Genomic DNA, 19,864 nt, shown 5'->3' with positions numbered 1-19,864 from the left:
AAGTGTATTAGCAATACCTAATAAAAAAGCAAAAATTGTAAATTAAGGATGATTTTTTGGCAAAGAAAAAAAGAAGTGAATATGTCTGTCAAACATGTGGCTATATTTCCCCAAAGTATTTAGGTAGGTGTCCTAATTGCGGAGAGTGGAATACTTTAGTTGAAGAAATCGCCTCAGAGGTTCCAACTAGACATAGCAGAGTTAGTTTGACAGGTGAAGTGAGCAAACCCCAAAAACTTCAAGAAGTGACTGCTCAAAAAGAGCCACGGGTTAAAACACAGTTAGGTGAGTTAAATCGTGTGTTAGGTGGAGGAGTTGTCCCAGGGTCTATGGTGTTAATTGGTGGAGACCCTGGTATTGGAAAATCTACTTTACTATTACAAGTGTCTCAACAACTAAGCTTATTAAAGGGAACTGTGTTATATGTTTCTGGTGAAGAAAGTTCACAACAAATAAAAATGCGTGCGGAACGCTTGGCTGATGGTAGCAATGATTTTTATGTTTATCCTGAAACAGATATGGGACGAATCAAGCAAGTTATTGAGCAATTAACACCAGATTATGTGATTATTGATTCGATTCAAACGATGGTTCATCCTGAAACAGAGAGTGCTGCTGGAAGTGTGAGTCAAGTTCGAGCGAATACGGCTGAGTTAATGCAAATTGCTAAAACAAACAATATTGCCATCTTCATTGTAGGACACGTGACGAAAGAAGGCTCGCTTGCAGGACCACGGATGCTTGAACATATGGTGGATACAGTACTTTATTTTGAAGGAGATAGACACCATACTTTCAGAATACTGCGTGCTGTAAAAAATCGTTTTGGCTCAACAAATGAGATTGGTATTTTTGAAATGAGGCAAGCTGGATTAGTAGAAGTGTTAAATCCATCAGAAGCATTTTTAGAAGAGCGAATTGACGGGGCGACAGGTTCAGCGATTGTATGTTCGATGGAAGGTACGCGTCCTATTTTGGCAGAGATACAATCACTTGTAACGCCATCTGTTTTTGGAAATGCTAAACGAACGGCAACAGGGCTAGATTACAACCGTGTGTCACTGATTATGGCTGTGTTAGAAAAACGTGCTGGATTATTATTACAAAACCAAGATGCTTATTTAAAAGCAGTTGGTGGAGTGAAGCTTGATGAACCAGCGATTGATTTATCCATCGCAGTGAGTATCGCATCAAGTTACAAAGATAAAGGGACTTCTCCTCAAGATTGTTTTATTGGTGAAATTGGGTTAACTGGTGAGATTAGACGAGTGAACCGAATTGAACAGCGTGTTGGCGAAGCACAAAAATTAGGCTTCAAACGTGTGTTTATTCCAATAAATAATCTGCAAGGTTGGACACCACCTAAAGACATTGAAGTGATTGGTGTCGAAACATTATCAGAAACATTATTTAAAGTATTTTCTTAAGTAAAGGAGGAGAGATAGTATGCAGAAAAAAATTTACGCGCTTGTTATGGCTTTAATTGGATTTAGTTTAGGTGTGGCATTATTCCCATTATTATGGAAGGCAACAAACCAAGATACATTAAGTTGGTTAAATAATGATATTACTAATGGAATTATTGGAGCAATTATTTTTGCAATTATCGCTACATTGACAGAACAACATTTAGTATCAGGTTTAAGAAAAATAGAAAAATTTATTACAGAACAAAGTTTATCTGATTTATTGTTTGGTAGTATTAGTACGATTATTGGGTTATTATTAGGAGCACTTATTTCGATTCCATTTTATTCACTCCCTTTAATTGTTCCGGCAATTATTATGTTAATCACAGGGTACTTAGGATTTAGAGTGGGCACCATGAAAACAGAGGACTTTAAGAAATTATTTGTGCCAAAATCCAAAAAAGTTTCGGAAGAAATTCTTGATCGTCGTGTTGATGACTATTTTCATAAATACAAGGTTTTAGACACAAGTGTCATTATTGATGGACGTATTTATGATATTGCAAAAACTGGCTTTATTGAAGGAACGTTATTAATCCCAAATTTTGTTTTATATGAATTACAATACATTGCGGATTCAGGGGATAGTATGAAACGCGTTCGTGGGCGTCGGGGGTTAGATATTTTAAACGCCTTGCAAAAAGAAGAAAATATATCGGTTGAAATGTATGAAGGTGATTTTGAAGACATTCAAGAAGTCGATAGTAAATTGATTAAATTAGCTAAAATGTTAGATGGTATTGTGGTTACAAATGACTACAACCTAAATAAAGTGTGTGAATTTCAAAATGTGCCAGTATTTAACATTAATGCCTTGGCAAATGCTGTTAAACCAGTTGTTATTCCAGGTGAGACGATGGATGTTATTGTGATGAAAGATGGTACAGAACGCCAGCAAGGTGTGGCTTATTTAGATGATGGAACAATGGTTGTGGTTGAAGATGGTAAACACTTTATGAACAAGAAAATAAATGTCATTGTAACGAGTGCATTACAAACGGCTGCTGGTCGAATGATTTTTGCAAAACCAAGTCATTCTCAAACAACGATAAATGCTGATTAAAGGTTACAAAACTCTTGTGAAAGTGCCTTTACTATTTGGGTAAATGCATGTAAACTTAGAAACATAGGAAGCGATAATACGTGAACAAGGAAGGTAATACCATGGGAAATAAAGTACGTGTCAGATATGCACCAAGTCCAACAGGTCATTTGCATATTGGAAATGCTCGAACAGCATTATTTAATTATTTATTTGCTCGTCATCATGGCGGTGATTTTATCATTCGTATAGAGGATACAGACCAAAAACGTAATATTGAAGACGGAGAAAAAAGTCAGTTAGATAACTTAGCATGGCTAAATATTGACTGGGATGAGTCACCTGATAAGCCAGGTGAATACGGTCCTTATCGTCAATCTGAAAGAAAAGATATCTATCAACCATTAGTAGATCAATTATTAGCAAGTAATTTAGCTTATAAATGTTACTGTACCGAAGAAGAATTAGAAACAGAACGTGAGAGCCAACGTAGTCGTGGACAAATTCCACGTTACAACGGAAAATGTGCTCACTTAACACCGGAACAACAAGCAGCTAAAGAAGCTGAAGGAATTACACCAGTTGTTCGTTTTAGAGTACCAAAAGGCGAAAAATACACATTTGATGACATTGTAAAAGGAAACATTACATTTGAATCTGATAGTGTTGGTGGCGATTTTGTCATTTTAAAACGTGACGGTATGCCAACATATAACTTCGCGGTTGCTGTGGATGATCATTTAATGAAAATTACACACGTTTTACGTGGAGATGATCATATTGCGAACACACCAAAACAATTAATGGTTTATGAAGCATTTGGATGGACTCCACCAAGATTTGGTCATATGACATTAATCATTAATACTGAAACAGGTAAAAAATTAAGTAAACGTGATGAAACGATCCTACAATTTATCGAACAATACCGTGAATTAGGTTACTTACCAGAAGCGATGTTTAACTTTATTAGTTTACTAGGCTGGTCTCCAGTGGGTGAAGAAGAAATCTTTAGCCAAGAAGAGTTTATTAAAATCTTTGATGCAGATCGTTTAGGTAAATCGCCTGCAGCATTTGATAATAAAAAACTTGAGTGGATTAGCAATCAATACATGAAACAACTTGATAGAAAAACAATGGCAGAGATGGCTTTACCATACTTAATCGAAGCAGGTTTAGTAGAAGAAAACCCATCAGCTGAAAAACAAGCATGGGTGGAAGAATTGGTAAGTCTTTACCAACCACAAATGAGTTATGCAAAAGAAATTGTTGAATTATCCAGTTTATTCTTTAATGATACATTGACATTTGATGATGCCGCTAAAGAAGTCTTATCAGATGAGCAAGTACCAGAAGTATTAGAAGCATTTAAAAAAGAATTAAATGACTTAGAAGAATTTGATGTTCCAGCAATTAAAAAAGCAATTAAAGCTGTACAAAAAGAAACAGGTGCTAAAGGTAAAAAACTGTTCATGCCAATTCGTGTAGCCGTGAGTGGTCAAATGCATGGTCCAGAATTAGCAGAAACGATTCTTTTATTAGGTAAAGATCAAGCAACTGAACATATTAATTTAGCATTAAACGAAATACAAGGATAAGAAAAGTAAGTGATATCGTGTCTTTAGAGAGCTTGTGGTAGGTGCAAACAAGTGGCAATATATCAGTGAAATGCCTCTTTGAGTAGGACTAGTGAAATAAGTAGTTAGTCTCGTGTGATAGACGTTACATTATCAAAAAGATTCACTAAGTAAAGTGAATGAAAAAAAGTGGAACCACGTGAGAGCGTCTTTTAACAGTATATGTGTATTGTTAAAGGGTGCTTTTTTGTTTGTGAGAGGAGAGAATCATGGGAATAAAAATTTATAATACTTTAAGTCGTAAAAAAGAAAATTTTGTGCCAATTAAACCAAATGAAGTCAGCATGTATCTATGCGGACCAACTGTTTATAACTACATTCATATAGGAAATGCTAGAAGTACCGTAGCATTTGATACTGTTCGCCGTTATTTTGAATTTAGGGGCTACAAAGTTAATTATGTTTCTAACTTTACAGATGTGGATGATAAAATTATTAAGACAGCGAATCAAGAAGGTATTTCAACCAAAGAATTAGCAGATAAATTTATTGACGCATTTAAAGAAGACACTGGCAAATTAAATGTGCAACCAGCTTGTTTACATCCACGTGTTGTTGATCATATTGATGACATTATCGACTTTATTTCTGTGTTGGTTGAAAAAGGATATGCCTATGAGTCACAAGGAGATGTGTACTATCGTACGCGTAAATTTGAACCATATGGTAAATTAAGTAATAAAAGTATTGATGAATTAGAGACAGGTGCGAGTCAAAGAACGGGTGCTGAATCAGCTAAAAAGGAAGACCCGCTAGACTTTGCTTTATGGAAAGAAGCAAAAGAGCATGAAGTATCATGGGATTCACCTTGGGGAAAAGGTCGTCCAGGCTGGCATATTGAGTGCTCTGTGATGGCAACTAAACATTTAGGTGATACAATAGATATTCATGCAGGTGGACAGGATTTAGAATTCCCTCATCATGAAAATGAAATAGCTCAAAGTGAAGCGAAAACGGGTGAAACGTTTGCTCATTATTGGATGCATAATGCGTATCTAACTGTAGGTGAATCAGGTGAAAAAATGAGTAAATCACTTGGCAACTTTATTACCGCACATGATTTGATGAAAGATGTGTCACCAGAAGTGGTGCGTTTCGCTTTATCAACGACACATTATCGTCGACCAATGCCTTTCAATGAGACAACCATCAAAGAAGCAACGACTAATTTAGGACGTATAAAAAGTAGTTACAATAATGCAACGTTTAGATTAGAAACAGCAGTGGATTCTTTAGAAAACGACCATGATTGGTTAAAAGAGTTGTCTTCATTAATGATAGAATTTGTCACAGAGATGGACGATGATTTCAATGCCGCGAACGGTATCACGGTTGTTTATCAATTAGTGAAATACTTGAATCGTTATCTAGAAGAAGATGCGGTGTCAAAAGAAGTTATCACGGCTTACCAAGAAACATTAGAAAAACTAATGCTTATTTTTGGGATTGAACTTGTTAATCAAACGGATTTATTAGACGGTGACATTGATGCGTTAATCGCTGAGAGAAATGCCGCTCGTAAAGAAAAAAACTTTGCTAGAAGTGATGAGATACGTGATTTATTAAAAGAACAAGGGATTATTTTAGAAGATACCCCTCAAGGAACAAGATGGAGTAGAAGTGAATGACAAATGAAAAAGATTATACCTTATTAAGTGGGTTAACACTAGCTTATGTGGGGGATGCCATATATGAGACATATATTCGCGATTATTTAGTAAAAAGTGGGCAAACTCGCCCGAATCAATTACACCGTTTAGCAACACATTATGTTTCAGCAAAAGCACAACATTATTTGATTGAACAAATGATGATGCAAGACTTATTAACTGAAATAGAACAAGATATCTATCGCCGTGGACGTAATGCTAAAAGTCATACGAGTGCCAAAAATACGTCGATTGCTGTGTATCGATCATCAACTGGATTTGAAGCATTGATGGGGTATCTACATTTAACAGAGCGAAAAGAACGCTTAGAAGAAATTATTGCATGGTGTATTCAGACAATAGGAGAAAAAAATAATGAGAAAACCTCAAAATAAACGAAGACCAGATAGACAACGCCCAAAATTTGATAACAAAAATCAACAAGAAGCAGATGTGCCAACACCAGAAATGGATGATGTGGTGTTAGGAAAACATGCCACAATAGAAGCACTGCAAGCCAATCGAGGCAATAAACTATTTTTACAAGAAGACATTAAAGGAAATAAAATTGAAGAAATTAAACAATTGGCTCAAGAGAAGATAGTGTCTATCAAATGGGTACCAAAATCTAAATTAGATGAAATGGTGGATGGCTTAAATCATCAAGGCATCGTCTTAAAAATTACGCCATATGAATACCTATCGTTATCAGAATTACTAGAAAAAACCAAAGAAAAAGAAAATCGTTTTTTCTTAATTTTAGATAGCATTATGGACCCACATAACTTAGGTTCTATCTTAAGAACAGCTGATGCAGTAAATGTTGATGGTGTGATTATTCCAAAACATCGTGCAGTGGGAGTGACACCAGTGGTAGTAAAAACTTCGACAGGAGCGGTAGAGCATATTCCTATTTCACGAGTGACAAACCTTTCGCAAACAGTTAAGGAACTAAAAAAAGAAAACATCTGGGTATTTGGGACAGATATGGAAGGCACAGATTATACACAGTGGAATGTTTCAGGAGACATTGCTTTAATTATTGGCAATGAAGGAAAAGGGATGGGACAAGCACTTAAAAAAGAAGTAGACGAGATGATTACCATTCCGATAGATGGACATGTTCAAAGTCTCAATGCGAGCGTTGCAGCTGGCTTATTAATGTATGAAGTGCATAGAAAAAGGAGATAAATTATGGAGGGCATCACATGACACGAAAATTAAAACATCAAGTCCTCTTTGTTGATGGATACAACATGATTGGTGCTTGGCCTGAGTTAAATCGTTTGAAAAAACAAGATAAACTAGGTGACGCTAGAGACCAATTATTATTTATCTTATCCAATTATGCAAAGTATAAAGGAATCGAAATCATCGTTGTATTTGATGCCCAACTTGTTCCTGGAATTCAGCAAACATATGACAAGTATGGCTTGACGGTTATTTTTACAAAAGAAGATGAAACGGCTGATACTTATATTGAGCGAGAAGTGCCTAATAAAATGAATGCATTGACCACTGTTCGCGTGGCAACAAGTGATTTAGCAGAACAATGGGTGATTTTCTCTCAAGGAGCATTACGAGTATCGGCACGAGAGCTATTTAATTCAATTAAAGAAGTGGAAAAAGAAATTCATTCTGACACACAAGACTACCAATATCAAAATTTGAGGCGAAATAGTCCTTGGAATCAAGAACAAGTCAAAACACTACAAGAGTTATTTGATGATTTAATGTATCATTAAACAAAGGCTCTTTGTCAAATAGGAGGTTGTGTTGCAAAGTTAAAAAAATAAGCAAATACATCCAAATTCTGATCAATGGTCTATGCTGCTTTAAGTAGATTTTCAATTTCATCCCATGGGGAAAAGTCGAAGAGGTTAATTTCTCTTCGACTTTCTTTGTATAGTGCTGAAACAACCTCAATTCCTTTGATAGTTGCTGCAGCAGTGTACGTAGATTGGAAGTTATTCCCATAGGGAAGTCTACTCTTTACCTGTCGATGGTCTTGTTCCAATATATTATTGAGATATTTGGACTTTCAATGATTAACTTTTCGATCAAGAATCCTTTTTTTCTTTCAGTTATTTAATTGCCTTGAGTGAAGGAGCATATTTATCCGTCACAATTGAACGTGACTGACCGTAATCTCGAATGAGCCGCTTTATAAAAGCTTTAGTAGAGACTGTATCGCGATGAGTTCGCAATCACATATCTAGAGTGTTTCCATTTGAATCAATCGCACGATAAAGATAACGATTTTTCCCTTTAACTTTGACATACGTCTCGTCAATTCTCCAGGAATCACTTAGCTTTTACCTTCTATTTCTCTTTTTTCAAATGTGATACAGCAACTTTCCGTATTGATGCACCCACCTATAAATCGTTATGTGACTAACTTTATTGCTATATTTTTTCATGATAATGGAACAATCACGATAACTTAAAGGAAAATGGCAGTATAGGCCAAAGGCTTCAATAATAATTCGATAGTCGTATTGTTTTCTTTTAAAATATTTCTTCATTATCGTGCCTCCAGTAATTTTAGTTAAAGTCATTATATCGAAAAATTGTCCTTAATTAAACTTTGAAACACAACTTTGTTGCCATAATTACTTTGAAACCAGTATCAGCAAGTGGATTAGAGAATGATTTAACGACGATATTAATTCAAAATTATGTGGTTGATATGGGTTACAAAGGTTATCTAGTTGTTAATCTTGTTTCAGGAGTTGATCCGACAAAGAAATTATCAGAAAAACTACTTGATAGAGAAATTGAAGATGAATTGTTGAAAGAAGTATTAAACAAAAAAGATATCCAACAAATCATCATCGGCTGTGGGTAGCAGTGGCATAAAAAGGGTTTGCGCAGGAAAGGTTGAACGGAATACTTAGTAAGTGTTTGTTTAAATAGTAATAACGAATCAATAGTGGTTCATTGGAAACACATAGGGACAGCAAATTAAAGAATTGTCGGTTCACGATATGTATTGGAAGTTATTTGAGTATCAAAAATATTTCTTTTGATGATGGTATCCAATTTATTCTATTTAATGACAGTGACCTAATTTAATAGTATATAGAATGAAAAATAGGTAAGTCATAAGATGTAAACAGAAATTATTGTTTGGGAATATTAGTTAAAAGTTCGTAAAAAAAATAATGATAGTGTTTTTTTATATATAGTTTAATAAGGTTTAGTTCGGTGGTTAATAGGTTTTTTTGTGCTGTGTTTTCATTTTTTATTGTTTTTTTAGCTAAATATGTTTAAAATCGAACTTTTTTAAATATTGGACTTATTATTGTATTGATTTTAATTAAAAAATGAATTATAATTCATTGAGTCAAAAAACGAACGAGGAGTTTTTATATGCAAAAGAAAGTTCCGTATTTATTTGTTTTAACAGGTACGATTATTGTTTTATTTTTTATGATTATTCCTTTATTAACAAGTTTAATTCCAACATTTTTTAGTGAAGGTGACTTAACATTTAGTCAATATACTTCTTTTTTTAAGGATTCATATAATCAATCAGTAGTGATAAGAACGGTTCGTATTTCTGTCATTGTTATGGTTATTTGTATGTTATTAGGGATTCCTACCTCTTATTTTATTGCTGGTGTGGATAAAAAGTGGAAAGGTCTGTTAATGGCGATGACACTTTTTCCATTATTAACCAATTCTGTTATTAGAAGTTTTGCTTGGATTAACATTTTAGGTAAAAATGGTATTATTAACTCTGTTTTATTAAAGTCACATATTATAGAACAACCATTAAATTTACTTTATTCAGAATTTGCTATTATCATTGGCTCGGTTTATTTATTTTTACCAACTATGATTATGACGTTAATTGGCGTTATGGAAAGTATTGAACCAGAGATGTTAGAGGCAGCTGAAACATTAGGAGCAAGTCCTTTCGTAGCATTTAGAAAAATTATTTTACCACTTTCTATTCCCGGAGCAATTGTGGGGAGTACGTTGGTTTTTACAGGGACTTTGACAGCTTATACAACTCCACAGTTGTTAGGAGGAAATCAAAAAATGGTACTATCTACCTTACTTTATCAAAAAGCTAATACATTAGGAGATTGGACTCAAGCAAGTATTTTATCCTTTATTATGATTTTTATTACAGTCCTTGTTATGCAAGGGTTAAACTGGTTGGTAAAAAAAGCAGATAGGAGAGTTGACCAGCATGCGTAAACAAAAAGGTATGACGATTATTGCAATTTTTGTTTTTTTGTTTTTATTTTTACCTCTTTTACTTATAATCATTACATCATTTGGAACAGAGTCAGCTATTAAATTTCCTATTAAAGGTTTTACTTTGGACTGGTATTTAAATGTTTTTCAAACAGAAAGTTTTATTTCTGGTTTTAAATTAAGTTTAACGATAGGCGTTTTAGCAACATTACTAGCTTTGTTGATAGGTATTCCTATATCGTATGTCTTAAATCGTTATAAAATAACTGGGAAAAGTCAGTTTAAAAGTTTTTTCCTGTCACCAACAATTATTCCAGGAATTGTAGTTGGTTATGTCTTATTTCAATGGATTGTGATTAAGTTAGGTTTTTCAGTTTTTATAGGTTTATTAATAGGGCATTTTTTGATTAGCTTGCCTTATATTATACGAGTAGTGGGTTCTAGTTTGGAAAAGATGGATGTTTCCGTTGAAGAAGCGGCTTGGACGTTAGGTTGTACTAGACAAAAAGCTTTCATAAAAATTGTGTTACCTAACATATCATCTGGCATTTTTGCTTCATTTATGTTGGCTTTTGTTAACTCCTTCAACAATGTTCCAGTGTCCATGTTCTTATCAGGTCCGGGTGTTAATATGTTACCCACCTCTATATTAAGTTTTATGGAGTATAACTATGATCCCACTGTTTCAGCTTTATCTGTCATCATTATGTTGTTAACAGTTGTAATGATGGTTATTATTGAAAAAACATTAGGACTTGCTTCTATTTCATAAATTAAGGAGAGATTTTTGTGTCGTTTGTTGAATTAAAAGATATTGATGTGAGCTATGATGGTAAACAATCGATTTTAAAAGAATTAAGTATTGCAATGGAAAAAGGAGAATTGGTTTCATTGCTTGGCCCAAGTGGCTGTGGTAAAACTACGACGTTACGAGTTATTGCAGGGCTCATTAAACCAACTAGTGGGGATTTTATGGTTAATAATAAAAACTTGACCAGCGTTCCTGTGCATAAACGTCAGTTTGGAATGGTATTTCAGAGTTATGCTTTATTTCCTCATTTGACGGTGGAAGAAAATGTTGCTTTTGGATTAAGACTTCGTAAAGAAAAAAAAGAAGTGATTGATAAGAAAGTAGAAGAGATGCTTTCAGCTTGTGGATTGGATGGCTTTTCTAAGAGATATCCCAAACAGTTATCAGGAGGGCAACGACAAAGGGTAGCTTTAGCACGTGCTTTAGTAGTAGAGCCCGACTTGTTACTATTAGACGAGCCGTTAAGTAATTTGGATGCTAAGCTTCGTGTTGCTATGAGAATTGAGATTAAACGAATTCAACAAAAACTAGGCATTACAACTGTTTTTGTTACTCATGATCAAGAAGAGTGCTTTTCTATTTCTGATCGCGTGGCAATTATGAATAGAGGGATCATTGAACAATACGATACACCTGAAATGATTTACCGTTATCCTAAAACAGAATTTGTTGCTCGATTTATAGGATTTGAAAATTTCTTTAAAGTAAAAAAGAAAGATTTAGTGGTTATGACTGAATCTGGAGTAGAACTACTTGTTTCTGAACGTTATGTCAAATTAACTGGAGATTTGATGGCAACAATTCGACCAGAGGATATTTCTATCTCATCAGCAGGTCTTATCAAAGGACGTATTTTGGTTAGAACATTTCTAGGCAAGAGTTACCAATATGAAGTTGAAACAGAGATTGGGTCATTGTTAGTGAATGGGGATGACCATCAAATGTATGAAGTTGGTCAAGAGATAGGGTTGGATTTTTCAAAAGAAAAAATTATTTTATTAAATAAATAGATAGGGGATATATAAAATGAAAAAGGGTTTATTAGCTATTTCAGCGGTTGCGCTACTAGTATTAACTGCTTGTGGAAACAGCGAGGCAAATATAAAAAAAGAGAGTAATAAAAAGGCAGATCAATCGATGGTTGTCTCTACATTTGGATTAAGTGAAGATATAGTTAAAAAAGATATTATTACACCATTTGAAGAAGAATATTCAGCTAAAATCACTTTAGATTTAGGTAATAGTTCTGATCGATTTACTAAACTAAAAAATAATAAAAAAGCGAATATTGATGTTATTGAGCTATCACAAGCTAATTCAACAGAAGGTAATACATCAGATATGTTTGAAAAAGTAAGTGAAAAAGAAGTCCCAAATTTGGCGGAATTAACAGATGGAGCAAAAGAAGTCTTTGAAAATGGTGGGGGTATTCCAATTGCTGTAAATAGTATCGGGATTATTTACGATAAGGAAAAAATCGGCAAAGAAATTACGAGCTGGGATGATCTTTGGGATTCTGCTTTAAAGGGGAAAATCTCAGTTCCTGATATTTCAACAACAGCGGGACCATTAATGTTATATGTAGCAAGTGATCATGCTAAAACAGATATTACATCGGATAAAGGTGAGGCAGCATTTTCAGAAATGAAAAATTTAAAGCCTAATGTAACAAAAACTTATACAAAATCGTCAGATTTGGCGAACATGTTTCAAGCAGGAGAAATTGAGGCAGCAGTTGTAGCTGATTTTGCAGTTGATATTATCAAATCATCTTCTGATACTCTAGAGTATGTTGTTCCAAAATCAGGAACTTACGCAAATTATAATACCATTAATGTACCGAAAGCATCAGCTAATAAAGAATTAGCATATAAATTTATTAATTATAGAATTAGTGAAGAAAGTCAAAAAACAAAAGCAATCTCTTTAAATGAAGGACCGATTAATAAAAAAGTAACATTATCTGAAGAAGAACAAGGTAATAAAACATACGGTGAAGTTGCTAATAGAGCCAAAATGGTCGATTTTAATTTTGTGAATGACAATTTATCTACTTGGCTAGATCGATGGAATAAAATTATGAACCAATAAAAAGAGGGTATTAGACATGATTGTGGTGGATATTCAAATTAAGGATGTGTCTTTGTTTCAAACTGTGACACAAAAATTTTTTAAAAAAAATGTGTATATAAAAAAAGATAAAATTTATCATATTTCTAATGTTGAAGAAGAAACAATTATAGCTAATACTATTATTGATGGCCAGGGACTGTTTATGGTTCCTGGCTTGATTGATAGTCATATGCATATTGAAAGTTCAATGTGTACACCAGAGAATTTTTCAGATGCAGTTTTACCATTTGGTGTAACAACAGTTATTGCGGATGCACATGAAATTGGTAATGTCTTTGGTAATGAAGGATTGGATTATTTTATGTCAGCTAAAACAGAGCTTGATATCTTTCATGCAATCCCTTCATCAGTTCCGTCAACAACACCGTCTTTAGAAACAACAGGAGGCATAATTGGATTAGGAGAAGTTGAAACATTACTTAGAAATCCAAACGTTATTTGTTTGGGCGAAGCAATGAATTTTAAAGGTATCTCATATGATAGAGAGTCGCTCATTGCACAAATTATTCGTTTGGTTCAAGAAAAAAGACCGACAATGCCTCTAGAAGGTCATTGTCCAAAAATTCAAGGAACTGAATTATCTGACTTCTTGTATAGTGGCATCTCATCAGATCATACACATCAATTTCCAGAATCGTTAAAAGAACGAATTGAAAATGGTGTTTTTGTCCAATTACAAGCAAAATCACTGACGAAAGAGAATATAGCTGTTATAAAGGAAAATAATTTTTATGAATATGTCAGTATTGTGACCGATGATATCATGGCAGATGAATTGTTAGATGGTCATTTAGATGTTAATTTAAGAAAGGCTGTTGCATGTGGGTTACCAATAGAAAAAGCGATTTATATGACGACTTATACTCCAGCAAGAAGAATGAGTTTGAATGATCGTGGAATCATTGCTCCAGGCAAATTAGCAGATTTTATCTTACTAGACGATTTGGAGACGTTTAATATAAAAACAGTTTATAAAAAAGGTCGAAAAGTCTATGGAACAGATATTGGCAAACAAGACAAAAAAGAGTATGACTATGCGTACTATCCAAGTCATTATTTTGATACATTATCTACTAGAAAGTTGACACTAGATGATGTAACACTAAAAGTTGAGACTGATTTAGAGAAAGTACGTTGCCAGGTCATTCGTAAATTTGAAGTAGGAACGTTTACAGAACCTATTACAAAAGAAATTCCTGTTATTGATGGTTGTTTAGATTGGGAAACTGCAGATTGTTCGCTATTAATTGTGATGGAGAGATATGGAAAGAATCGTAATATTTCTTATTCATTGGTTGAAAAACCGATTGATTCTAAAGGTGCTATTGGAACAACTTGGGCACATGATCATCATAATATTATGATTATGGGAAATACTAAGCAAGACTTACTCAAGGTACAGCACGAGCTACTGGATATAAAAGGAGGCTATTGTGTTTCTTTGAATAATGACATCATTGGGAGTTGTCCGTTGCCATTAGGTGGTATTATTTCAACAGCACCAATTTCAATTCTTGGTTTAAAAGTAAAAGAAATAAGACAAAGTATGAGACAGCTTGGTTATAAAAACATGAATGAAATTATGTCTTTTTCAACGTTATCACTACCAGTTTCACCAGCAATTAAAGTAACAGATATGGGAATGCTTGATACGAAGACTCAAGAATTTTACTCTCTTATACATGAAGAAGATGGGACGTTACTAAATGCAAACACTTATTAAGAATGCATACATATTAACAATGGATGATGAATTTAGTGTGTATGAAAAAGGATATCTTTTAATTGAGAATGACCAAATTAAACAGTTAGGACATATGGGAGAAGAACCAATATTAAAAGAAGGTTATCAGGAAGTAGATGCTAATAATAGTATATTACTACCTGGGTTTATTAATCTTCATACTCATTTGGGGATGATTCCTTTTCGATCTTTAGGAGATGATATACCTGATCGATTAAGACGTTTTTTATTTCCATTAGAAAAAGTGATGACAAAGGATTTAGTTTCAACAAGTAGTGAGTATGCCATGGCAGAGCTGATGTTATCTGGGACAACAACAGTTTCTGATATGTATTATTTTGAAGATGCTGTTGCTATTAGCTGTGAAAAAATGAAAATGCGTGGTTTTTTAGGACAAACAATTATTGACATGCCAACATGTGATTATTTAACTGCAGACGAAGCAGTGGAAGGATCTCGTCTATTTATAGAAAAATGGCAAAACTCTGATTTAGTTACACCCATGATTGCGCCACATGCTACTAATACAAATAGTGTTGATATTCTGAAAAAAATAGTGATGATTAGTTCAGAAATGAATTCACCAATTATGATGCATGTTTCAGAAATGGATTACGAACTAGCTAAGTTACAAAAATTATATAAGCAAACTCCTATTGAATTTTTGGAAGAATTAGGTTTCCTAAATTGTCATCTGATTATGGCTCATGGTATTTTATTGAGTGATGAAGAAATTGAACTATTATCAGAATCTAAGGGAAAAGTCAGTGTTGCTCACTGTATTGGAGCGAATACAAAGTCAGCTAAAGGTGTAGCACCTATTAAACAACTAATTGATAAGGGAGTGACTGTGGGTTTAGGAACAGATGGTCCAAGTAGTGGAAACACTTTAGATATGTTTACTCAAATGAAAATGATGGCCAATTTTCAAAAAACACATTTGAAAGATCGCTCAGCATTTCCTGCAAAAGAAATTGTTGCTTTAGCAACAAAAGGTGGAGCGAAAGCATTAGGAATGAATCATAAAATTGGTAGCTTAGAAGTTGGAAAAAAGGCCGATATGATGTTAATCGAAACCAACTCAGTTAATATGTTTCCTATCTTTGACCCATACTCAGTGTTGGTTTATTCAGCAAATGCTAGTAATGTCGAAAGTACATGGATTAATGGCGAACGTGTTGTTGAGAAAAAGCAATTAGTTGAGCAAGATTTATCAGTATTGCGAAGTAATTTAAATACTCAAATGGATGAGTTTAGAGAAGAAATTGAAAGAATACAAAGAAGACCATATTAATATATGATGTGTATATGAAACTTTAAATGTAAATTTAAGTTATTCAAACTATATTTATATATGATACGGTTTTTTTATATGTTACTAAAATAATGAGTGGCTATGAAGTAAGGTCTAAGGTTTATAATCATATTATATTAATAATATGAGGAGATATGAATATGAATATCAAAAAAGCGGCAGAGATGTTTGACTTGAGTACGGATACATTACGTTATTACGAACGAGTGGGAGTTATTCCTCCAGTCAATCGAAATGAGAGTGGTTATAGAGATTATCAAATAAGAGACTTAAATTGGATTTACTTGGCAAAAAATCTACGTCGTGCAGGCTTATCGATTGAATCGATGATTGAATTTGCACAATTATCTCAATTAAGGGGATTACAAGATGTTGATGAAGCTCAAAAACAATTATTACTAGATCAATTGGGTGAACTAGACAAGAAGTTGGCAGAAATGAATGAAGTAAGAGACTTATTAGTCTATAAAATTGATACGTATGATAATCACTTAGCTAAATTTAAAGCCGGCAAGATGACAGATGAGAATATTGAAAAATTATGGGAAAGAAAAAAATAAGTTTTTACTTGCTATGGAGTGAACTCTAAGGTTTATGATAATTTATGTACTAATAAATGTTTAGGAGGACGAGTATATGAACACAATCAAATTAAATAATGGAGTCAAAATGCCACAACTTGGATTTGGTGTTTATCAAATACCATTAGAAGAAACCGCTGAGGCTGTGTATCAAGCCATAAAAGTCGGATATCGGTTAATCGATACTGCAGCTATTTATGGAAATGAAAAAGAAACAGGACAAGGGATTAAACGAGCGATTGAAGAAGGTATCGTCACTCGTAAAGAACTATTCATCACATCTAAATTGTTTATTTTACAAACACCGGAAGAAAAAGCAATGAAAACAATAGAGCATTCACTTTCCATAATGGGATTAGAGTATTTAGATTTATATCTTATTCATCAACCATATGGAGATGTTTATGGAGCTTGGAGAGCCTTAGTGACTGCCCGAAAAGAAGGGAAACTGAGAGCGATTGGCATATCAAATTTTAAATCATCTAAAATGATTGAGTTTGTTGGATTAAATGAAGTAAAACCTCAAATCAATCAAATAGAGGTCAATCCTTGGCATCAACGAATAGAAGATCAAGAATGGCATGAAAAATATGATGTTCAAATAGAAGCATGGGCACCATTTGCGGAAGGGAGACATGAATTATTCCAAAATCAAGAATTAGCAGAAATTGGGAAAAAGTATAATAAAACGGTGGGACAAGTGGTATTGCGGTGGTTAATGCAAAGAAATATCATTGCTTTAACAAAATCTGTTCGTCCTGAACGCATGGCAGAAAATTTTAATATTTTTGATTTTGAATTGTCAGAAGAGGACATGAAAAAGATTGCTCAACTAGATAAAAAAGAATCTGCTTTCTTTGATCATGATGAACCTCAACAAGTTGAGTGGTTTATGAAACGAATGTTAGATACAGAAAAAGTAACAGATAAGATTGATAAATTGATATAAATTAATTTTCAAATATATATTATAACTGTGAGCCCAACAGCCTTTTAGGTTGTTGGGCTTTTTTGTGTACACAAAAATAGAAGGGGGAAAAGAGATGTTTGATAGACAAAATCAGTATTACGTGACAAAAGGCGTTCAAGAAGCGGTACCTTATCAACTTCAATATTTTTGTTGGCAGTTGATTTTACAACGGGCAAAAGAAAATGTCCCAACCATGGATTACCTACAAATCATTGAATTCGATGTGGATGCTGAACATGAACTATTAACGATTGTTCATCGCCAAGAAAAACCAGAAGTGAAACAGATATATCATCTTCACTTGTTTGAAGAATACCACTCACTTAGTGTGAAAAAAATATGGGCAATTGATGATGGCTAAGCTCAAACCATGTTACTACCAGAAGAATATTAAGGAGGAAACAAGATGAAAGTAGAAACACATACGATAAAAAATGAAGTCTTTTTGAATGATGACAGAAAGAATCGTTACTTACTACAACGGACATGGGGATCAAAAAACCAAGCGATTGTCGCATTGATTACCTTGAAATCAGTTTCAGTGAGCGAGGGTAGAAAATGATCTAACTATCATGTTGATTCAAAACCATGTGGTTGAGATGGGATATCAAGGCTATTTAGTTGCGAACCTTGTCTCAGGGATTGATTCGTCAAAGAAACTATCTGAAACATTACTGGATAGGGAAACAGAAGATGAATTATTGAAAGAAGTATTAAACAAAAAAGAGGTCCAACAAATCATCGTAGGCTGTGGGTCAGCAGTGACACAAAAAGGATTTGCGCAGGAACGGTTGAAAGAGATTCTATCTTTATTAACTAAGACAAACCAACACAAAGTGGTGGCGATTGTAGATGACGACAATCACCCTATTCATCTACTTGTCCCAAGTATTCGAAATCAACCATGGACATTGAAAAAAATCAAACTATAAGGAGAGAAAAGAATGACTATATTACCAAGTAAACGCGTATCAATTGTGAGCCTATCATTAGTAAAAGAATCCAGTCTGTTATATGGTCCAAGACGTTGTCAAACGTCAGATGATGCGTATGAATTGATTCGACCATTCATAGAAAATAAGGATAGAGAACATTTAGTGAACATTGGCTTAAATAGTAAGAATGAACCGACGGTGGTTCATTTGGTTCATATCGGGACAGTAAATCAAAGTATCGCAGTACCTCGAGATATATTAAAATCAGTTTTATTATCAAATGCAACTCTTTTGATGATTGGACACAATCATCCGAGTGGTGATCCGACCCCGTCTTTAGCGGATGAACGTTTAACTGAAAAACTCTATAAAGCGAGTGAGTTATTTGGAATTGAATTACTCAACCACTTAATTATTGGAGATGAGTGTTACTACTCATTTCGTGAACATCAAAAATTAGGATGAACAGCCGTTATATATTGATAGTGAGGAAAGGAGCAGAAAAATGGATTGGAAAGAATGGTATGAACAGGAAACTGGGAAACAAACAAAACAAGAGTAGTGGTCAGGAGAAACCGTGGAGTTGGGAAAAGACGAGCTATCTCCTGAGTTAATACCAATAAGATTGCTTAGATAGACTATCAGAGCCCCTAACAGTCTCTTTTTATGGCTATGGGGTAGATGATGTGATATACGTAATGCCACTAAAAGACTCATATCAGGTGGTATATGGATTATTACAAGGTCCTAAAGTAGTGGCAGCCATTATCGTGGAGTGTGATGGAAATGAATAACTATCGACAAGTGATTATAGCATGTCTGAAACAAGTCATCGCGACATTAACTGAAAAGGAGGACAGAGAATGAATCAATGGGTGAAATTTTGTTTAACAGTTGGGACAACGATTATTTGTGAGGTGATTTGGTTAATCGATAGTAAAAGCTAATGGAATGACTGTCTGACAAATAGGGTGTCAATGTCAGTGACAATAGGGTGGACAAGCGAACAGGCAATGGCCAAAGAAACCCGATACACTAATATTAATTGATGGGAAGGAGGGTGACTTTATGTGACGAAAGAACTAAGTAGTTTGAATGAGGTGTATCAAACAATTGCGAAGGTCACGTCATTAGATGATGTGTTACGATTATATCAAGAGTTTAAAGGCTTGACGATCACATTTCCAACCAAACTGATTAGTGCAGATTATGTGAAACCGTATCTTAAAAAAGAAACACAAAAAGGCCAACAATTATGGATGTATTTGCTTATTTTTTTAAACTTTGCAACACAACCTTTAGTAGATATTCTTCTTGTAAATCCTTTAAAAGCATAAAAAAACTCTCTTATCAATTATTAAATAATTGA

Annotated in this window: 21 protein-coding genes, 1 pseudogene and 1 other annotated feature; of the genes and pseudogenes, 21 read left to right on the top strand and 1 reads right to left on the bottom strand. The window is 34.0% G+C overall.

Annotated features, from left to right (window positions below; translation table 11 throughout):
• Nucleotides 1-56: 56 nt before the first annotated feature.
• The 7 genes from radA (at nucleotide 57) to DW196_RS05160 (ending at nucleotide 7,542) form a co-directional block, all read left to right on the top strand.
• Nucleotides 57-1,427 (top strand): DNA repair protein RadA, encoded by a 1,371-nt coding sequence (radA, locus tag DW196_RS05190; protein ID WP_071457617.1) that lies wholly within the window; start codon nucleotides 57-59, stop codon nucleotides 1,425-1,427.
• 19 nt (nucleotides 1,428-1,446) lie between these two features.
• Entirely contained in the window at nucleotides 1,447-2,532 is a 1,086-nt protein-coding gene (locus DW196_RS05185; protein ID WP_118250491.1) for a PIN/TRAM domain-containing protein, read from the top strand.
• Nucleotides 2,533-2,633: 101 nt separating this feature from the next.
• Nucleotides 2,634-4,109: a glutamate--tRNA ligase gene (gltX, locus tag DW196_RS05180; protein WP_118250490.1), complete on the top strand. Its 1,476-nt coding sequence runs from the start codon at nucleotides 2,634-2,636 to the stop codon at nucleotides 4,107-4,109.
• Nucleotides 4,094-4,304, top strand: a binding site (T-box leader). Its footprint overlaps the gene before it by 16 nt.
• A gap of 53 nt (nucleotides 4,305-4,357) precedes the next feature.
• Nucleotides 4,358-5,776 (top strand): cysteine--tRNA ligase, encoded by a 1,419-nt coding sequence (gene cysS / locus DW196_RS05175; RefSeq protein ID WP_071457614.1) that lies wholly within the window; start codon nucleotides 4,358-4,360, stop codon nucleotides 5,774-5,776.
• Nucleotides 5,773-6,192 (top strand): Mini-ribonuclease 3, encoded by a 420-nt coding sequence (locus tag DW196_RS05170; protein WP_118250489.1) that lies wholly within the window; start codon nucleotides 5,773-5,775, stop codon nucleotides 6,190-6,192. Before cysS ends, DW196_RS05170 begins: the two co-directional genes overlap by 4 nt.
• The gene (rlmB, locus tag DW196_RS05165) at nucleotides 6,173-6,988 is read left to right on the top strand and encodes a 23S rRNA (guanosine(2251)-2'-O)-methyltransferase RlmB (protein WP_118250488.1); all 816 of its coding nucleotides are present in this window, start codon (nucleotides 6,173-6,175) and stop codon (nucleotides 6,986-6,988) included. The genes DW196_RS05170 and rlmB overlap by 20 nt, the downstream gene beginning before the upstream one ends.
• Before the next feature lie 17 nt (nucleotides 6,989-7,005).
• Nucleotides 7,006-7,542, top strand: a complete 537-nt coding sequence (locus DW196_RS05160) for an NYN domain-containing protein (protein ID WP_071457611.1) — start codon at nucleotides 7,006-7,008, stop codon at nucleotides 7,540-7,542.
• A gap of 80 nt (nucleotides 7,543-7,622) precedes the next feature.
• Here DW196_RS05160 and DW196_RS05155 read toward each other — a convergent pair.
• A pseudogene (locus tag DW196_RS05155) lies at nucleotides 7,623-8,322 on the bottom strand (IS6 family transposase).
• Nucleotides 8,323-8,384: 62 nt separating this feature from the next.
• On the opposite strand from DW196_RS05155, the gene DW196_RS05150 reads away from it, so the two are divergent.
• From DW196_RS05150 to DW196_RS05090, 14 genes are all read left to right on the top strand, one after another.
• Nucleotides 8,385-8,645 carry a DUF1643 domain-containing protein gene (locus DW196_RS05150; protein ID WP_118250487.1) on the top strand — a complete coding sequence of 87 codons (261 nt, stop codon included), beginning with the start codon at nucleotides 8,385-8,387 and terminating at the stop codon, nucleotides 8,643-8,645.
• A gap of 524 nt (nucleotides 8,646-9,169) precedes the next feature.
• Nucleotides 9,170-10,006, top strand: a complete 837-nt coding sequence (locus DW196_RS05145) for an ABC transporter permease (protein WP_118250486.1) — start codon at nucleotides 9,170-9,172, stop codon at nucleotides 10,004-10,006.
• Entirely contained in the window at nucleotides 9,999-10,778 is a 780-nt protein-coding gene (locus DW196_RS05140) for an ABC transporter permease (RefSeq protein WP_118250485.1), read from the top strand. The genes DW196_RS05145 and DW196_RS05140 overlap by 8 nt, the downstream gene beginning before the upstream one ends.
• A gap of 17 nt (nucleotides 10,779-10,795) precedes the next feature.
• Nucleotides 10,796-11,827, top strand: coding sequence for an ABC transporter ATP-binding protein (locus tag DW196_RS05135; RefSeq protein WP_118250484.1), 1,032 nt, complete (start codon nucleotides 10,796-10,798; stop codon nucleotides 11,825-11,827).
• 16 nt (nucleotides 11,828-11,843) lie between these two features.
• Nucleotides 11,844-12,908 carry an ABC transporter substrate-binding protein gene (locus tag DW196_RS05130; protein ID WP_118250483.1) on the top strand — a complete coding sequence of 355 codons (1,065 nt, stop codon included), beginning with the start codon at nucleotides 11,844-11,846 and terminating at the stop codon, nucleotides 12,906-12,908.
• Nucleotides 12,909-12,924: 16 nt separating this feature from the next.
• Nucleotides 12,925-14,673 (top strand): adenine deaminase C-terminal domain-containing protein, encoded by a 1,749-nt coding sequence (locus DW196_RS05125; RefSeq protein ID WP_187363579.1) that lies wholly within the window; start codon nucleotides 12,925-12,927, stop codon nucleotides 14,671-14,673.
• Nucleotides 14,657-15,988 (top strand): amidohydrolase, encoded by a 1,332-nt coding sequence (locus DW196_RS05120; RefSeq protein ID WP_118250482.1) that lies wholly within the window; start codon nucleotides 14,657-14,659, stop codon nucleotides 15,986-15,988. The genes DW196_RS05125 and DW196_RS05120 overlap by 17 nt, the downstream gene beginning before the upstream one ends.
• A 161-nt stretch (nucleotides 15,989-16,149) precedes the next feature.
• Nucleotides 16,150-16,569, top strand: a complete 420-nt coding sequence (locus DW196_RS05115; RefSeq protein ID WP_118250481.1) for a MerR family transcriptional regulator — start codon at nucleotides 16,150-16,152, stop codon at nucleotides 16,567-16,569.
• A gap of 76 nt (nucleotides 16,570-16,645) precedes the next feature.
• Nucleotides 16,646-17,539: an aldo/keto reductase gene (locus DW196_RS05110; protein WP_118250480.1), complete on the top strand. Its 894-nt coding sequence runs from the start codon at nucleotides 16,646-16,648 to the stop codon at nucleotides 17,537-17,539.
• A gap of 94 nt (nucleotides 17,540-17,633) precedes the next feature.
• Nucleotides 17,634-17,921 carry a DUF960 family protein gene (locus DW196_RS05105; protein WP_118250479.1) on the top strand — a complete coding sequence of 96 codons (288 nt, stop codon included), beginning with the start codon at nucleotides 17,634-17,636 and terminating at the stop codon, nucleotides 17,919-17,921.
• A gap of 45 nt (nucleotides 17,922-17,966) precedes the next feature.
• Nucleotides 17,967-18,122, top strand: a complete 156-nt coding sequence (locus tag DW196_RS11340) for a hypothetical protein (RefSeq protein ID WP_158563522.1) — start codon at nucleotides 17,967-17,969, stop codon at nucleotides 18,120-18,122.
• 10 nt (nucleotides 18,123-18,132) lie between these two features.
• Nucleotides 18,133-18,492 carry a DUF1643 domain-containing protein gene (locus DW196_RS05100; RefSeq protein ID WP_118250478.1) on the top strand — a complete coding sequence of 120 codons (360 nt, stop codon included), beginning with the start codon at nucleotides 18,133-18,135 and terminating at the stop codon, nucleotides 18,490-18,492.
• Between the two features lie 12 nt (nucleotides 18,493-18,504).
• Entirely contained in the window at nucleotides 18,505-18,960 is a 456-nt protein-coding gene (locus DW196_RS05095) for a JAB domain-containing protein (RefSeq protein WP_118250477.1), read from the top strand.
• Nucleotides 18,961-19,565: 605 nt separating this feature from the next.
• A complete protein-coding gene (locus DW196_RS05090) occupies nucleotides 19,566-19,832 on the top strand; it encodes a hypothetical protein (RefSeq protein WP_118250476.1) in 267 nt (88 codons plus the stop codon).
• Nucleotides 19,833-19,864 lie beyond the last annotated feature (32 nt).

Origin of the sequence: Vagococcus sp. AM17-17, from assembly GCF_003471765.1 — a bacterium.
Taxonomy (GTDB): Bacteria; Bacillota; Bacilli; order Lactobacillales; family Vagococcaceae; genus Vagococcus; species Vagococcus teuberi.
This window is presented reverse-complemented; position numbering and strand designations above follow the sequence as displayed.

Excerpts from the sequence above, each read along its gene's own strand:
- gltX (WP_118250490.1), top strand. The coding sequence starts at position 2,634 with ATGGGAAATAAAGTACGTGTCAGATATGCACCAAGTCCAACAGGTCAT.
- cysS (WP_071457614.1), top strand. The coding sequence starts at position 4,358 with ATGGGAATAAAAATTTATAATACTTTAAGTCGTAAAAAAGAAAATTTT.
- rlmB (WP_118250488.1), top strand. The coding sequence starts at position 6,173 with ATGAGAAAACCTCAAAATAAACGAAGACCAGATAGACAACGCCCAAAA.
- DW196_RS05140 (WP_118250485.1), top strand. The coding sequence starts at position 9,999 with ATGCGTAAACAAAAAGGTATGACGATTATTGCAATTTTTGTTTTTTTG.
- DW196_RS05100 (WP_118250478.1), top strand. The coding sequence starts at position 18,133 with ATGTTGATTCAAAACCATGTGGTTGAGATGGGATATCAAGGCTATTTA.
- DW196_RS05145 (WP_118250486.1), top strand. The coding sequence starts at position 9,170 with ATGCAAAAGAAAGTTCCGTATTTATTTGTTTTAACAGGTACGATTATT.
- DW196_RS05105 (WP_118250479.1), top strand. The coding sequence starts at position 17,634 with ATGTTTGATAGACAAAATCAGTATTACGTGACAAAAGGCGTTCAAGAA.
- DW196_RS05130 (WP_118250483.1), top strand. The coding sequence starts at position 11,844 with ATGAAAAAGGGTTTATTAGCTATTTCAGCGGTTGCGCTACTAGTATTA.
- DW196_RS05110 (WP_118250480.1), top strand. The coding sequence starts at position 16,646 with ATGAACACAATCAAATTAAATAATGGAGTCAAAATGCCACAACTTGGA.
- DW196_RS05120 (WP_118250482.1), top strand. The coding sequence starts at position 14,657 with ATGCAAACACTTATTAAGAATGCATACATATTAACAATGGATGATGAA.
- DW196_RS05125 (WP_187363579.1), top strand. The coding sequence starts at position 12,925 with ATGATTGTGGTGGATATTCAAATTAAGGATGTGTCTTTGTTTCAAACT.
- DW196_RS05170 (WP_118250489.1), top strand. The coding sequence starts at position 5,773 with ATGACAAATGAAAAAGATTATACCTTATTAAGTGGGTTAACACTAGCT.
- DW196_RS05095 (WP_118250477.1), top strand. The coding sequence starts at position 18,505 with ATGACTATATTACCAAGTAAACGCGTATCAATTGTGAGCCTATCATTA.
- DW196_RS05185 (WP_118250491.1), top strand. The coding sequence starts at position 1,447 with ATGCAGAAAAAAATTTACGCGCTTGTTATGGCTTTAATTGGATTTAGT.
- DW196_RS05160 (WP_071457611.1), top strand. The coding sequence starts at position 7,006 with ATGACACGAAAATTAAAACATCAAGTCCTCTTTGTTGATGGATACAAC.
- DW196_RS11340 (WP_158563522.1), top strand. The coding sequence starts at position 17,967 with ATGAAAGTAGAAACACATACGATAAAAAATGAAGTCTTTTTGAATGAT.
- DW196_RS05115 (WP_118250481.1), top strand. The coding sequence starts at position 16,150 with ATGAATATCAAAAAAGCGGCAGAGATGTTTGACTTGAGTACGGATACA.